Genomic DNA, 15682 nt, shown 5'->3' on the forward strand with positions numbered 1-15682 from the left:
CTATGGCTCTGTTGAATGAACATATAACTGAATTGCAAGAAAAACTGCAAGTATTGTTGAAAGCTTATCGCCAGGTTCAAAAAGAGAACCAGCGACTAGAAAAAGAGTTGAGCAATATTCAACAGTTGCAAGCGAGTAATACAGCCACATTAAGTGTATTGGAACAAAAATTAGCAGCGGCCAGAATGAGTTCAGGCAGCTGGGATCCGGAAGAAAAACTCAAATTGCAAAAACAAATAGATACCTATCTTAAAGAAATAGATAAATGCCTGGCGTTGCTGCACGCTTAATACCATGTCTGAATTAATACCCGTAAATATTGTTGTTGCCGACCGGAACTACCGCTTAAAAATTGAAGCGGAAGACGAAGAAATGGTGCGCAAAACAGCCCAAACCATCAACGAAAAAATTGCCCAATTCAAAACTGATTTTGCGGGCAAAGACACACAGGACTATTTGGCCATGGTTTTGCTTTGGTTTGCTACCGAGCAAAAAGACAATGCTAAACTGGCTTTACTGGCCGATGAAACTTCCAAACAAATTAAAGAACTGGCTCAATCCATTGATAAAGCATTGGAAGATCACCCCTAATTTACCTTAGTACTCAAAAATCTCCTATCTTCTTGTTATCTTCGTAGCAAGTCAATTACTTATTATATATAAATGAGATTTGATCTGTTAAATAGAATTGTGAACGTTTTAAACCCTTGCCAAGAACATGGATCCAATAATTATTTCCATCATATCAGCTGTAGTAGCCCTAGTAGCGGGTGTTGTAGCGGGTAAAGTCATTTTTGCAAAAAACACCCAAAAACAAGTAGAAGACGCCGAATTACAGGCGCAAACCATTTTAAAAGAAGCAGAACTAAGAGCAGAAACCGTAAAAAAGGAGAAGCAATTAGAAGCAAAAGAAAGGTTTGTACAATTAAAATCGGAGTATGAGCGCGATGTGAACGAGCGCAATCGCAAAATTGGCGAAGTAGAAAATCGCATTAAGCAGAAAGAGATTACCATCAACCAAAAGGAAGCCAGCATTGAAAAGCAGGTGAAAGAAAACGATGCTATCAAAGAAAATTTGAACCGTCAGATTGAGTTGGTGAATATCAAAAGAACTGAATTAGAGAAGCACCAAGAAGAGCATATCCGCCGATTAGAAAAAGTGGCTGGCTTAACTGCTGAAGACGCTAAAGCCCAGTTAATTGAAAGCTTGAAGCAAGAAGCGCACACACAGGCATTGGCATTACAACAAGAAATTATTGAAGACGCCAAGCAAAAAGCCAATAAAGAAGCCCGCAAGATTGTTATTCAGTCTATACAGCGTACCGCTGCGGAGCATACCATTGAAAATACGGTGACCGTTTTCAACTTAGAAACCGACGAAATAAAAGGTCAAATCATTGGTAGAGAAGGTCGTAATATCCGCGCCATTGAAGCCGCTACTGGGGTTGATTTAATTGTGGATGATACGCCGGAAGCCATTATACTCAGCAGTTTTGATCCACTAAGAAGAGAAATTGCCCGCTTGAGTTTACAGCGCTTGGTATCCGATGGACGTATTCACCCTGCACGTATTGAAGAAGTGGTAGAAAAAACCCGTCGTCAATTAGAAGACCAGGTAATGGAAATTGGAGAGCGCACCGTAATAGAAATGGGCATCCATGGTTTACACAAAGAGTTAATTAGAATTGTAGGTAAAATGCGTTTCCGTTCTTCTTACGGCCAAAACCTATTGATGCATAGCCGTGAAACAGCCAATTTATGTGGGATTATGGCCTCCGAGTTAGGCATGAACCCTAAACTGGCTAAAAGAGCGGGATTATTGCACGATATAGGCAAGGTTCCTGACGAAGAAACCGAATTAAGCCACGCCTTATTAGGGGCTAAATTGGCCGAGAAATATGGCGAAAACCCTGCGGTAGTAAACGCAATTGGGGCTCACCACGACGAAATGGAAATGTTGTACGTGATTTCTCCGATTGTTCAGGCTTGTGATGCTATCAGTGGTGCAAGACCGGGTGCTAGAAGGGAAATTATGCAGCAATACCTGCAAAGAATCAAAGATTTAGAGAACCTAGCATTGGCTTACCAAGGGGTAGAGAAAGCGTATGCAATTCAAGCAGGACGTGAGTTACGCGTGATTGTAGAAGCAGATAAAGTAAGCGATGTAGACAGCGATAAACTCAGTTTTGAAATAGCACAAAAAATACAAACAGAAATGACCTATCCAGGTCAAATTAGGGTGACGGTAATTAGGGAAAAGAGGGCTGTAAACGTAGCTCGATAGAAAATTCATGAAAATTTGCATTTTTTAAAATATTCCCATTACCTTTGCCGTCCGATAAAAATAAATGTTATGCAGGCAGCAGTACAGTTTGTTCACGAACAATTGACCACGAAAAGAGAATTACCTAGCTTCAAAGCTGGTGATAATATTACCGTTAACTATAAGATTGTAGAGGGTGGTAAAGAGCGTATCCAGTCTTTCCGCGGAGATGTTATTAAACTACAAGGTGTAGGAGCTACTGCTTCATTTACCGTACGTAAAATCTCTGATGGTGTAGGTGTTGAGCGTTTGTTCCCCATCCAATCTCCAAATATTGAGTCAGTTATCTTAAACAAAAAAGGTAAAGTACGTCGTGCGAAGTTGTTTTACCTACGTGAAAGAAGCGGTAAAAGTGCTCGTATTAAAGAAAAACGTTTCTAGTAGAACGATAAATTATATAAAAAAGCGTCCCGAATTATCGAGGCGCTTTTTTTATTGGGTTTGTGGTACAGTTTTGCCTTAACTTTACGGCATTAAATAATATACTATGGGAAGTTTAGGTTTTCAGGAATTACTGATCATTGGTATCGTAGTCCTAGTTTTATTTGGTGGAAGAAAAATTCCTGAGTTCATGAGAGGTCTTGGTAAAGGTATCCGTGAATTTAACGACGCCAAGAATAACGTGAAGAAAGAATTAGAAGAAGGCATTAAGGAAAAAGACAGCACAACCGCGTAATGTTTGGTTTTACTACAATCAAAGCATTTCATACTGCATTGCAAAACGGCCAAACCACTTGTGTGGAGGCCGTTCTTTTTTATACTAAGGCCATTGCTCAAAATGCTCACTTAAATGCGTTTTTAGAAGTTTACGAAACCGAAGCAGTAGAAAGAGCAAAGCAGTTAGATGCTGCAGCAGCCAATGGTGTGCTTGCAGGCCCATTACACGGTGTGGTAGTGGGACTAAAAGATGTGATTGCCCATAAAGGGCATACACTTACTGCCAGCTCAAAAATGTTGGGCACTTTTGAGTCCGTTTACAACGCCACTGTTACCGAAAAATTATTAGCCGCCGGAGCCATTATTATTGGCCGTCAAAACTGCGATGAATTTGCCATGGGCAGCAGCAATGAAAATTCTGCATACGGCCCTGTTTGCAATGCAGCAGATACCAATAAAGTTTCCGGAGGCTCTTCAGGGGGATCAGCAGTTGCTGTGCAAGCAGGACTCTGCATGATTAGCTTGGGCAGCGATACTGGCGGCTCTGTAAGACAGCCAGCAGATTTTTGTGGCGTAGTGGGTATTAAACCCAGCTACGGAAGAATCTCGAGATATGGGTTAATTGCTTATGCTTCTTCCTTTGATCAGATTGGAATTTTTTCTACCACTGTGGAAGATACCGCATTGGTATTAGAAGTAATTGCCGGTGCTGATGAATATGATAGCACGGTTTCTCAGCGGCCTGTAGAACCATACAGTAGCGCTATTGTAGCACCCGAAAAAAAATACAGATTAGCCTATTTTAAAGAAGCATTAAATCATCCTTCTTTAGATGCAGCAATACAAGAACAAACTTTCTCCTTTATAAAAAGTATGCAAGCAGCAGGGCATACAGTAGAAGCCATTGATTTTAATTTACTCGAATACGTAGTGCCCACTTATTATGTATTAACCACTGCAGAAGCATCTAGTAATTTATCTAGATACGATGGAGTACGCTTTGGTCATAGAACAAACAAAGTAGGAATTGATTTAACCGAAATGTACAAAGCTTCTCGCTCAGAAGGTTTTGGAGAGGAAGTAAAAAGAAGAATTTTACTAGGCACATTTGTATTGAGTGAGGGATTTTTTGATGCTTATTTTACGAAAGCCCAACAAGTTCGACAACTACTGAAACAACGAACTGATGCTATTTTCGGCGAATACGATGCCATCCTTTCTCCTACTGTTCCATCAACTGCATTTACGATTGGCGCAAAATCGGATGATCCTATTGAAATGTTCTTGGCAGATATTTATACCGTATATCCAAACTTAGTGGGCATACCTGCTATTTCCATTCCTTTGTTTACGCATCCCAATGGAATGCCATTTGGTTTGCAACTTATGACGCGTTCTTTTGATGAAATGAATCTATTGCAATTGAGTGCTCAATTGATGGAACTAAAACCATGAAAAACTGCCATTATAATCCAACTATAAAAAATCTATTGCGCATATTTATACAAGCAATATTAGTAGGATTATGCATGCTCCCAAACACTAGTGCTCATGCACAAAAAGACAGTACGACCGATAAGTTTGGTTTTAAATCGCTCTTCAAAAACAAGTTTGATGCATCCAAGCCTTATGCCGCACAACTCAATCCCAGGGCGGTTTCCTTTGTACAAGAATACATGCGAAAGCATACCAAGTCTTTAGAAAAAATGAAGTTGTGGGGCAAGCCCTATTTTGATTTGTATGATGCCGTATTGGTGCAATATGGGATTCCTAAAGAAATGAAATACCTCAGTGTAATTGAAAGTAATTTAGGCGCAGGGGTTGTATCCTGGGCAGGCGCAGCAGGCCCTTGGCAAATCATGGACTTTGAAGCAAAGCGTTTTGGTTTAAGTGTGCGCAACCCCGATGAGCGAATGGATTACAACAAGAGTACCCATGTTGCAGCAAAAATAATGCGTGAATTATTTGCACAATTTAACGATTGGTTATTGGTAGTAGCAGGTTACAATGGAGGCGCAGGAAGGGTTAGACAAGCCATCAAAAAAACAGGCAGCAGCAATTTCTGGCAATTGCAATACCATTTGCCCGAAGAAACGCGCAACCATGTAAAGAAATTTATTGCAACGCATTATGTAATGGAAGGTGGAGGAGGATGGACCACCATGACGGCTGCTGAAACCAAATACCAGAAAGAGAATACCCCACAAAACGGAAATACTGCATTATTAAGCGCAGAAGAATTGGCCAACTCTACAGAAATAAAAATTACTGGCAGGTATCAATCATTGGTAATAGCCAATGAGCTAAGTTTAGATATACAACAATTTAATAAATGGAATCCCGGATTTGAAAAGTCTTTGTCTGCGGGAAAAGAATACCCTATGCGCTTACCAAAAGATAAGGCAGTACTATTTGAAGCAAAAAAACAAGCCCTGTTGGCAGCATCATTGCGGGCTTTGCTACAGAACTTTTAGCGTGTTGCTTTTACTTAGTTCACCGCTTTGTCTGCACAACAACTGCTGGCAAATGCATCTGGCTTGGCTTTAAAGGCAAAACCCATTCCCAATATATACCCCATTGCTTCGCGCAAAGCATCATTGCTTTTAAACATGGGGTTGGTATTAATGTCGGCATGCACTTCCATTTCAATTTGGTGCTCAATAAACAATGGGCAAAGTTCGTAGGCAATTTCAATGCTCTTGGCCACTTCAGTAAGCATTCTTTCTTTTAAATGATACCGCTGTTTGGTTTTTTCGTTGTGGATGTACATAAAGCCACCACTGTGTTCGCGCAAGAAAACAATCACTGTGGCAAACTCAGTGTCTTCTCCTTTAACCTGGCTGTCGGTGCCAATACAAACTTTTAGTTTAGTGCCTTTTGCCGTTTCTTTTTTGATGGCTTCTTCTACCGCATCTTTAATGGGTAATACGATGTTTTCTCCATTGAATTTTCTCCAACGCATAAAATAGGGTTTTTTGAAGTTACCAACTAAAAGCCCTAATTACCGCAAATCCATATCATCTTATTATTAACAGTGGTGGATAATGCCCCAAATGGTAACTTTGTCCCTACCATGAAATTACTGTTACAATACCTCAAACCTTATAAATGGCTGATTGGATTAGCCTTGCTATTGGCAGCCATCAACCAAAGTTTTAGCATGCTCGATCCCTACTTTTTTGGTAAGCTATTAGACCAATATGGTATGCATCCTTTGCAAACAGGTTACTTTAATGAACAAAAACAATTTGTTGCTACTGGCACCAGAACTGAATCGGAATTCATTTGGGGGGTATTGGGCTTCTTAGGCATATTGATAAGTGTTGCCATGGTATCAAGAATTGCGAAAGCATTTCAAGACTATTTTAGCAATGTTATTGTTCAAAAATTTGGTGCTAAAATTTTTACGGATGGATTAAAGCATTCGATGCAGTTACCTTACCAAGAATTTGAAGACCAAAGAAGTGGAGAAACTTTATCCATTCTTTCTAAAGTAAGAACTGATACAGAAAAATTCATCATTGCATTTATTAATGTGCTCTTTAGTATACTCGTAGGTATTGTATTTATTTCTGTTTATTCATTCCGTTTGCATTGGAGTATCATGCCCATTTATGCAGTAGGTATTGTGTTTCTTTCTTTGCTTACCAGCTTTTTAAGCAAGCGCATTAAAGCCATTCAAAAAGATATTGTAAAAGAGACCACTACCCTAGCGGGCACTACCACAGAGAGTTTGCGCAATATAGAGTTGGTGAAAAGTTTGGGATTAACCGAACAAGAAATTAGCCGACTCAATAAAAATACCTACAAAATTTTAGGCCTTGAATTACGCAAAGTAAAAAGCATTCGATCATTAAGTTTTGTGCAAGGCACATTTGTAAACTTGCTCCGACAAATTATTATGTTCACTTTGCTGTGGTTGGTATTTCAAGGAAAGCTAACAGCTGGAGAAGTAATGACATTAACCTTCTACTCCTTCTTTATTTTTGGACCACTTCAAGAAATAGGTAATATCATTTTAAGCTACCGAGAAGCAGAAGCATCCTTGAATAATTTTCACAAGCTGATGCAAAAACCATCTGAGCCTAAACCTGCTAGTCCTAAAGCCATTGGCCCAATTAGCAACCTAGCTTTCAATGATATTCGCTTCAAGCACCAAAGTGCCAGTTTTTATGCATTAGATGGAATAACATTTCAGGCAAAAAAAGGAGAAACCATTGCATTTGTAGGGCCATCAGGTGCAGGTAAAAGTACTTTGGTTAAATTATTAGTAGGGCTTTACCATACCCAAGAAGGATCGGTAGATTACAATGGAATACATGGCCATGAGATTGATATGGAAGAACTTCGCAATCAAATAGGATTTGTAACACAGGATACCCAATTGTTTGCAGGCACTTTAAAAGAGAATTTATTATTTGTGGCACCCAACGCCAGTGATGAAGAAATAAAAGCAGCATTGCATAAAGCCAGCTGCGACAACCTATTGGCCAAGGCCAACGATGGCATTGATTCATTAATTGGCGAAAGTGGATTAAAATTAAGCGGTGGAGAAAAACAACGATTATCCATTGCCCGTGCATTAATTAGACAGCCAAAATTGTTGATTTTTGACGAAGCCACATCGGCCTTGGACAGCATTACTGAGGAAGAAATCACCAATACCATAAGATCTATTTCTGCTTTAAAAGAGCAGATTACCATCATGATTGCTCACCGTTTAAGTACTATTATGCACGCCGACCGCATTTATGTACTCGAGAAAGGCAAAGTGGTAGAGACAGGAAGTCATGCAGAGTTGCTAACTGAAAAAGGTTTGTACTACGCTATGTGGCGTCAGCAGATTGGGGAGAGGAAGGGGTAAGGAGGATTTAAATAATTTTATTCGACCATAATTTTTCTAAAAAAACTTTCCAAGGCATCACTATTATATCGCCTATTTTTCGTTCAAGTGGATCGTTACTAACGACTATTAATTTCTTTACTTTATACTCTTCAGAAAAACTTTTGAGTCCTTTTATATGACGAGATTGCACATTGTCTGTTCCTTTTACTTCAACAGCAACTTCATGGTCGCCTAAAATAAAATCAACTTCAATTTGTGAAGTGGTTCGCCAGTAGGCAATAGAATAATTTTTATCTGAGTAATTACTGTGCGCGTATAATTCTTGATAAATAAAATGTTCAAATGCCCCACCAAATGCTTCACTACCGATTTCAATTTTTCCTCTCTTCAATAAATTGTTTGCAATGCCTATATCAAAATAATAAAACTTAGGAGCTACAATAACTCTTCGTTTGGGCTTTTTCTGAAAAGCAGGCACGAATCTACCAATCAATGTATCTATTAAAATTTGAAAATAGTCTTTTACAGTATGATAGCTTACACCACATTCGGATGCAATATTTGAATAATTAACCATTTCCCCATTTGAAAAAGCAGCTGCTTCTAAAAATTGCGTAAATGCATTGATATTTCTAATTTTTGCTTCAGCAATAATTTCATCTTTTAAGTAATTACCTAGATAAGCATCTATCAATTTTTTGGGATTGTCTGCTAAATAATGCCTTGGCAATAAACCATTATTTAATGCTCGAGTCAAATCAAAATCAGGAATTTCTGATTCAATTAATGGATACAGCTCATACCGAACTGCCCTACCCCCTAATAAATTTGAACCAGCTCTTATAATTTTTCTAGGACTTGATCCACTCAATATAAATTGAATGGGATGATTCACAATGAGCCAATGTATTTCATCTAATAATTCAGGAATTTTTTGAATTTCATCAACAATTACAATACTGTTTGTTTCACTCGCTAGTATGGTCTCTCTAAATTGAGCAGGGTTTGCTTGATATCTTCTATAAACGTCGGATTTAAGTAAGTCAAACCAAATAGCATTAGGGAAAAGCGATTTCAATAAGGTACTTTTTCCCGTTTGGCGAGCACCCCAAAGGAAAAGACTTTCATTACCAGCCCCTTCAAAAACTTGCTTTCTAGTGAACATATGCGAATAAATTACTTACTAAATTACATGATATTTAGAAGTAGCAGTTCTAATTATCATGATATTTAGAAGTCAAATATATTCTTAATCCTTGTCTTTATCAAATTTGCTCTTAATGTATTCAATTACCGTAGGGTCTTCTAATCCCTCCATATCACTTAATTCTAGCTCGAGGGCCTTGGTGCTTAATTGAATTTCCCAAAGCGATAATGCAAGTGAGCAAGAAAAACTGAGCAAACTGAAAGCAAATACCCAATGACTCATGATCATCCATTCTATGTAAATAAAATACATACAGATAATGCAGCTTAAAAATGCCATTACGCCCAAAGCTTGCATTTGCTTGATGAGTTTTATTCTAAAACGTAAATTCTTGATTTGACCATGCACTACAGGATTGTTATCCGTTTTATTGTATTCGCTGTGTAAGGTTCTAACTCGAGTAGCCAATGCTAAAAAACGATTGGTATATGCCAACATAATTAAGCTGATTGCAGGAAATAAAAGTGCAGGAGTGTTGATGCTTATGTCCATATAGTTCAAGTTACAAATTTATATTTTAACCATACTATAAGAAGCATTACTAACGCGTGTAAGTAAAAGGGTTTTTTATATACAATCTTGTAGTTGAAAAACTACATGAAATCCTTTAAAAGCGTTTAAAATCAGGGGCAGCAGAGAGATAATAAATTCTATCTTGTTTATACCAAAGCAATCTAAAATTCGTTTATAAAATTGTTCGTACCCCCCTTTATGAGAATAATAAAACTACTAGTCTGTTTATTGCTAGCAATTGGTGCCAATGCACAATTGTTAGAACCAGGCACAATGAATTCAACAGGTGGCAACTATGTATTTAGAGGTGCCCCTACTATACCCAATTTTAGTTTGGTTTGGAGTGTTGGAGAATCTACCATGATTGAAACCTTCTCGGTTAATGGAGGAATGTACATTCTTACACAAGGTGTGCTACAACCCTTTGTACCATTAGATTTGCAAACAGTACCCATACAAGGATGGAACAAGGAAGAAGTAAAATACTATCCCAATCCAGTAAGTACTCAACTACAATTTGATTTATTCAGCAACGATACTGGAAGAGTGGTTTTAAGAATACTTGATTTACTGGGTAATACACATGGCGTAAGAGAGTTTCAATACAACACATTACCAGTTAATCAAAAAATCGATTTCAGCAAATACGCATCAGGCCCTTATTACTTGATGCTTTCCTTATATAGCAAAGGGCAATTAAAGAAACACGGAGTGTTCAAAATTTTAAAATTACGGTAAATCCAATATTATGTTCAAGAGATTCTTATTGCTGCTTTTTGTTTTCGTTCTAGTAGCATCTATGCAAGCAGATGCACAGCAGCTAAACTATCAGGCAATTGCCCGAAATGCCAATGGTGTTGCACTTACATTTAGAGATGTAGGCATTCGATTGAGTATACGTGATGGTTCTCCTAATGGATCCATTGTTTATTCTGAATCAAGAAATATCAGAACCAATCAATTCGGTTTATTTACCGTAATTATTGGAAGCCCTGGCGCAACTAGTGTATTAGGAAGCATGGCTTCTATCAATTGGATCAGTGGTAACAAATATTTACAGGTAGAAATTGACCCAGAAGGAGGAACCAATTATTTTCAAGCAGGCACTTCTCAACTACAAGCAGTTCCTTATGCATTGTTTGCTAACGCCGCTTACCCTGTTGGCCCAGCAGGCGGAGACTTGTTGGGATCAACCTATCCCAATCCCATTATTGCACCACTAGCAGTAACCACAGGAAAAATTGCTAACCAAGCAATCACTACTCCCAAAATTGCAGACCTAAATGTAACTACGCCAAAACTGGCAGACCAAGCAGTTACCAATGCAAAAATTCAAGACAATACCATTGCGAATATTAAATTAGTGAATAGCAGGGTTACTTTAAATGGCCTGATTTTAAATTTAGGAGACACACAAGATTTTGCAATTGGCACCAATGGCATTGATGTTAATATCGTTTCTGCAGGCAATACCCATACGTTTAATTTTCCAGATGCGTCAATTGCCAATAGAGGATTGATTACTCCCAATGCACAAACCATTGGCGGAAATAAAACATTCAATAATGATATCACGGCGGCTCGCATCATAAGAGCAGGTGGATTAGCTGCACAATTTTTAAAAGCAGATGGATCAGTTGACAACAATATTTATTTAACCGAGAATCAACCCATTATTGTAACAGCCACTGGAGATGCAACAGGGGTTTCAACCAGCAGCAGAACCGCACCTGTATTGCCTTTAACGCTTGCAACAGTAAACAGTGCAGTAGGTACTTATGGAACAAGTATTGTTGTTCCATCTATTACAGTGAACAACAAAGGCTTAGTAACCAATGTTGTGGCCAACCCAATTCCTACTGCAACAGCCATTACAAGTGGTTTGCTCACTGTAGGTGATTGGAATATCTTCAACAATAAACAAAACGCCATACCATTAGGATCAGCAGCACAATATTTTAGGGGAGACTTTACCTTAAGTAATTTTCAAACAGATGTAAGAAATCAATTAAGCGCCGGCACGAATATTACTTATGCTAATGGAAATATTGGACTCACCAATAATAGTGTTACCCTTAATACATTACCATTAACATTAGGAGGCGCTCAAACATTTGCAACAGGAACTACTGGTGTAGATTTTAATATTAGTTCTGCAGGATCAGTGCATACATTTAATATTCCAACCGCATCTGTATTTGCAAGAGGATTAATAAGTAGTACCGATTACACCAATTTCAACGCAGCATATAACAACAGAATAGCCAGCCTTACTACCACAGGAACGAGTGGTGCAGCCACTTTGAGCGGGAATGTGTTGAATATTCCAAATTACACTATTGCGGGATTAGGTGGCGAAAATGCAATAGTACCAGGAACTACACTTCAATATTGGAGAGGTGATAAAACTTGGCAAACACTGAACTCATCTGTTGTTCCAGAGGGAACCAACTTTTATTACACAGATACCAGAGCAAGAAATGCATTCTCCATCACAACCAGTGGAAGCAACGGTGCAGCAACTTACAATAGTGCTACAGGCGCTTTTAATATACCAGCTTATACACTAAATGGTTTAGGAGGTGTTCCATCTAGTAGATTAATCAATGGTTTAGACTTATCTGCAGATAGAACATTTAGTACAAGTGATATTGCAGAAGGCAGTAGACAATATTTTACTGATGCAAGAGCAAGAACTGCCATTAGCTTAACTACCGTTGGAACTGGTGGGTTGTCTACCTATGATAATAGTTCTGGTGTATTAAATATTCCTAATTATACCGTAACAGGTTTAGGAGCTGAACCAAGTATCACTGCAGGCAATGCATTACAATATTGGAGAGGAGACAAAACTTGGCAAACATTAAATACCACAGTCGTTCCTGAAGGCGCTAACGAATATTTTACACAAGCAAAAGCAAGAGCAGCATTAAGTTTAACAACCACTGGAAACAGTGGGTCTGCTGTTTATAGTGCTGCAACAGGAGTATTAAATGTTCCTAGTTATACATTAACAGGATTAGGTGGTGAAACAGCAATCACTCCTGGAAGTATTTTAGAATATTGGAGAGGTGATAAAACTTGGCAAACATTAAATACTACAGTTGTGCCTGAAGGAACTAATGAATATTTTACTCAAGCAAAAGCAAGAACAGCTATCAGCTTAACTACTACAGGAACAAATGGTGCAGCAGCCTATGACAATACAACTGGTGCATTAAATGTACCTGCTTATACGTTAACTGGGTTAGGAGGTGTTCCAACTTCAAGACAAATCAATGGAGTTGATTTATCAGCAGATAGAACTTTTACAACTACGGAAATTAATGAAGGAACTAATTTATACTTTAACAATACAAGGGCTAGATCTGCAATTAATTTTTCAACAACAGGAAACAGTGGTGCAGCAACTTACAATACAATTACAGGTGATTTAAACATTCCACAATATACAATTGGTGGTTTAGGCGGTGTTTCTACAGCAAGAACAATTAATGGGATTGATTTATCTGCTAATCAGTCATTTGCAGTTGGGACTGCAGGAACCAATTTTAATATTGGAATTAGCGGAGGCACAACACATCTATTCAATATACCCAATTCATCTACGGCATTAGTTACTGGAGGATTACTTAGTAATACAGATTGGACAACATTTAATAACAAGCAAAATGCAATCAGTGGAACTGGTTATAGTAAATGGTCTGGAACAACTCCTTCATTTATTACTCAAATACCGTTGGGAACAGATGTCACAGGAACGCTTTTAGCAGGAAACTTTGGAGCATTAACTGGTGATGTAACTAATACTGCTGGTTCTTATGCAACAACAATTAGTAATAATGCAATAACTACTGCAAAAATCTTAAATTCAAATGTTACTAATGCTAAATTGGAAAATAGTAGTTTGACAATTGGAACAACTCCAATAACTTTAGGAACTGCTGAAACTACTATTGGAGGATTAACTTCTGTAACTTCAACAAATTTTACAGGCGCACTAACTGGTAATGTTACAGGAAATGTTTCTGGTTCGGCGGGTTCCGTAACAAATAATTTAACATTTGCAAGTGATGGTTCAGGAGCAATACCAACTTCTACATTTAATGGAAGTGCTGCAAGAATTATTTCTTATAATAGTGTAGGAGCATCTCCATTAATTGGTTCTAACTCATTTACAACTGCAGGAATTATCACTACGGGTACATGGAATTCCGATATTATAACTGGTCAATATGGAGGGACAGGGGTAGCAAACAATGGTAAAACAATAACTCTGGGAGGTGATTTAACAACTGCAGGAGCATTTGCAACAACACTTACTTCAACAGCTTCAACGAATGTTACTCTTCCAACAACAGGAACACTTGCTACACTAGCTGGAACTGAAACATTTACCAATAAAACTTTAACCACTCCAATTATCAATCTCCCTGCAATAAGTTTTACAAATGTTGCCTTGTCAGCAGGAACTGATGTACAAAACTCAGCTGCAATAACAAATGACTTAAATATTATTACAACTGCCTCCTCCTCTCCTTCAGGCATTACATTACCAGTTGCTTCAGCTGGGAGAAGGATTGTTATTTTGAATAGAGGTGCCAATGCGGTAAATGTGTATCCAGCAACTGGCGGTGAAATTAATTCTTTGGGGGCCAATGCTGCCTTTTCAAATATTCCAGCAAACACTTATGCGGAATTTTATGCTACTTCTGCAACACAATGGTATTCCGCAAATAGTGCTACTGCATCAACTACACAATGGAATGTATTGGGTAATACAGGCTTAAATGCATCAAATAATTTCGTAGGAACAACAGATGCAGTTGCCTTAAGATTTAGGGTAAATAATACATTCGCAGGACAAATACATCCAGATGCTTTAGTCGGGAATACTAGCTTTGGATTAGAGACAAACGCTACAACAAATAATAGTAGTTACAACTCAGCCTTTGGCTCATATGCATTAAGAGCAAATACAAATAGTGGAGTTAGAAATTCAGCTTTTGGTGCTTTAGCATTAGCTTCAAACAATTCAGGTTTAGATAATACTGGAATTGGACAAGGCTCATTAACTGCAAATTTGAGTGGTGATAATAATACAGGTGTTGGACAAGGTGCGCTAGCATTTAATAGCACTGGTTCAAGTAATACTGCTGTTGGTCAAGCAGCTCTTAACACTAATACAACAACTTCAAATAACACAGCTGTTGGTAAATCAGCATTATTTGCAAGCACTGGTTCAAATAATACAGGCATTGGACATTTTGCATTATTAACAAACACAACTGGAAGTGCAAATACAGCAGTTGGACAAAATAGTCTTAGTGCAAATACAACCACCTCAAATAATACTGCCGTTGGTTGGGAAGCTCTAAGGAGTACAACGAATAATGGCAATGTTGGCATTGGCTATAGAGCAGATGTAGGAACAGGCATATCGGAAGCTGTTGCAATAGGTATTAATTCAAATGTGACTGCTGATAATTCAATTGCAATAGGTAGAAATTCTTCTGCTACAAATATTAATTCAATTGTACTTGGAAATACTGCAAGTACAACACAACAAAATACAGTTTCAATTGGATTTACTGCATCCACAACCAATGCATATGCAATTGCAATTGGGGATCTCTCCAATGCTTCAGGGGAAAATTCAATAGCAATAGGAAAGTCTTCTGCAGCATCCAATCAAGGAAGTGTAGCTATTGGAGATGGAGCTACAAACAATACAATTAATTCTATTTTACTCGGTGGTACATCTAATACAATAGTTAACGTTACTGGTGCACTTACTTCAACTGGAAGAATAACAGCTACTGGCGCAAGATTTGCTTACAGAGCTTCTGCCATAGCTACAACTTTAACTGTAAATGATTATTATTTAAAAATGACTTCCAATGTGCAAGTTACTATGCCAGATGCAACAACTATGGCAGGTCAAAAATTTGTTATTTTTAATGGCACTGGTGGAGTATTTAACGATTTCGCATTTTTTGGTGCACAAACAATTGTTGGTGCTAGTTGGACTGGATTGGCATCTGATGGTAGCGTTACTTTATTTAGCGATGGAGCAAACTGGCTAATTGAATCTAAGAACTAATAATCAACAAACGCACCCCTTTCACAAGGAGTG

Annotated in this window: 13 protein-coding genes; 10 read left to right on the top strand and 3 right to left on the bottom strand. The window is 38.1% G+C overall.

What is annotated here, in order from left to right:
• The first annotated feature begins 2 nt into the window (after positions 1-2).
• From Q8S25_RS00990 to Q8S25_RS01020, 7 genes are all read left to right on the top strand, one after another.
• Positions 3-290, top strand: coding sequence for a hypothetical protein (locus tag Q8S25_RS00990; protein ID WP_305533982.1), 288 nt, complete (start codon positions 3-5; stop codon positions 288-290).
• A 4-nt stretch (positions 291-294) separates the two neighbouring features.
• Positions 295-591 carry a cell division protein ZapA gene (locus Q8S25_RS00995; protein WP_305533984.1) on the top strand — a complete coding sequence of 99 codons (297 nt, stop codon included), beginning with the start codon at positions 295-297 and terminating at the stop codon, positions 589-591.
• Between the two features lie 127 nt (positions 592-718).
• The gene (gene rny, locus Q8S25_RS01000; protein WP_305533986.1) at positions 719-2284 is read left to right on the top strand and encodes a ribonuclease Y; all 1566 of its coding nucleotides are present in this window, start codon (positions 719-721) and stop codon (positions 2282-2284) included.
• A gap of 69 nt (positions 2285-2353) precedes the next feature.
• On the top strand, positions 2354-2704 hold the full coding sequence (rplS, locus tag Q8S25_RS01005; protein ID WP_295190795.1) for a 50S ribosomal protein L19: 351 nt from the start codon (positions 2354-2356) through the stop codon (positions 2702-2704).
• A gap of 106 nt (positions 2705-2810) precedes the next feature.
• Positions 2811-2999, top strand: a complete 189-nt coding sequence (locus Q8S25_RS01010) for a twin-arginine translocase TatA/TatE family subunit (RefSeq protein WP_295190796.1) — start codon at positions 2811-2813, stop codon at positions 2997-2999.
• On the top strand, positions 2999-4435 hold the full coding sequence (gene gatA, locus Q8S25_RS01015) for an Asp-tRNA(Asn)/Glu-tRNA(Gln) amidotransferase subunit GatA (protein WP_305533989.1): 1437 nt from the start codon (positions 2999-3001) through the stop codon (positions 4433-4435). The genes Q8S25_RS01010 and gatA overlap by 1 nt, the downstream gene beginning before the upstream one ends.
• Positions 4432-5454: a lytic transglycosylase domain-containing protein gene (locus Q8S25_RS01020; protein WP_305533991.1), complete on the top strand. Its 1023-nt coding sequence runs from the start codon at positions 4432-4434 to the stop codon at positions 5452-5454. The genes gatA and Q8S25_RS01020 overlap by 4 nt, the downstream gene beginning before the upstream one ends.
• Positions 5455-5468: 14 nt before the next feature.
• Here the strand turns inward: Q8S25_RS01020 and Q8S25_RS01025 are convergent, their stop codons facing one another.
• A complete protein-coding gene (locus Q8S25_RS01025) occupies positions 5469-5942 on the bottom strand; it encodes a ribonuclease H-like YkuK family protein (RefSeq protein WP_305533993.1) in 474 nt (157 codons plus the stop codon).
• A gap of 111 nt (positions 5943-6053) precedes the next feature.
• Between Q8S25_RS01025 and Q8S25_RS01030 the strand changes: the two genes are divergently transcribed.
• Positions 6054-7844: an ABC transporter ATP-binding protein gene (locus Q8S25_RS01030; protein ID WP_305533995.1), complete on the top strand. Its 1791-nt coding sequence runs from the start codon at positions 6054-6056 to the stop codon at positions 7842-7844.
• Positions 7845-7851: 7 nt separating this feature from the next.
• Here Q8S25_RS01030 and Q8S25_RS01035 read toward each other — a convergent pair whose 3' ends face one another.
• Entirely contained in the window at positions 7852-8991 is a 1140-nt protein-coding gene (locus tag Q8S25_RS01035; RefSeq protein ID WP_305533997.1) for an ATP-binding protein, read from the bottom strand.
• Between the two features lie 84 nt (positions 8992-9075).
• Positions 9076-9525: a DUF2721 domain-containing protein gene (locus Q8S25_RS01040; RefSeq protein ID WP_305533999.1), complete on the bottom strand. Its 450-nt coding sequence runs from the start codon at positions 9523-9525 to the stop codon at positions 9076-9078.
• A gap of 219 nt (positions 9526-9744) precedes the next feature.
• Between Q8S25_RS01040 and Q8S25_RS01045 the strand changes: the two genes are divergently transcribed.
• A complete protein-coding gene (locus Q8S25_RS01045) occupies positions 9745-10284 on the top strand; it encodes a T9SS type A sorting domain-containing protein (protein ID WP_305534002.1) in 540 nt (179 codons plus the stop codon).
• 10 nt (positions 10285-10294) lie between these two features.
• A complete protein-coding gene (locus Q8S25_RS01050) occupies positions 10295-15649 on the top strand; it encodes an S-layer family protein (RefSeq protein ID WP_305534004.1) in 5355 nt (1784 codons plus the stop codon).
• Positions 15650-15682 lie beyond the last annotated feature (33 nt).

The organism is Sediminibacterium sp. (assembly GCF_030695065.1).
Classification (GTDB): domain Bacteria; phylum Bacteroidota; class Bacteroidia; order Chitinophagales; family Chitinophagaceae; genus Sediminibacterium.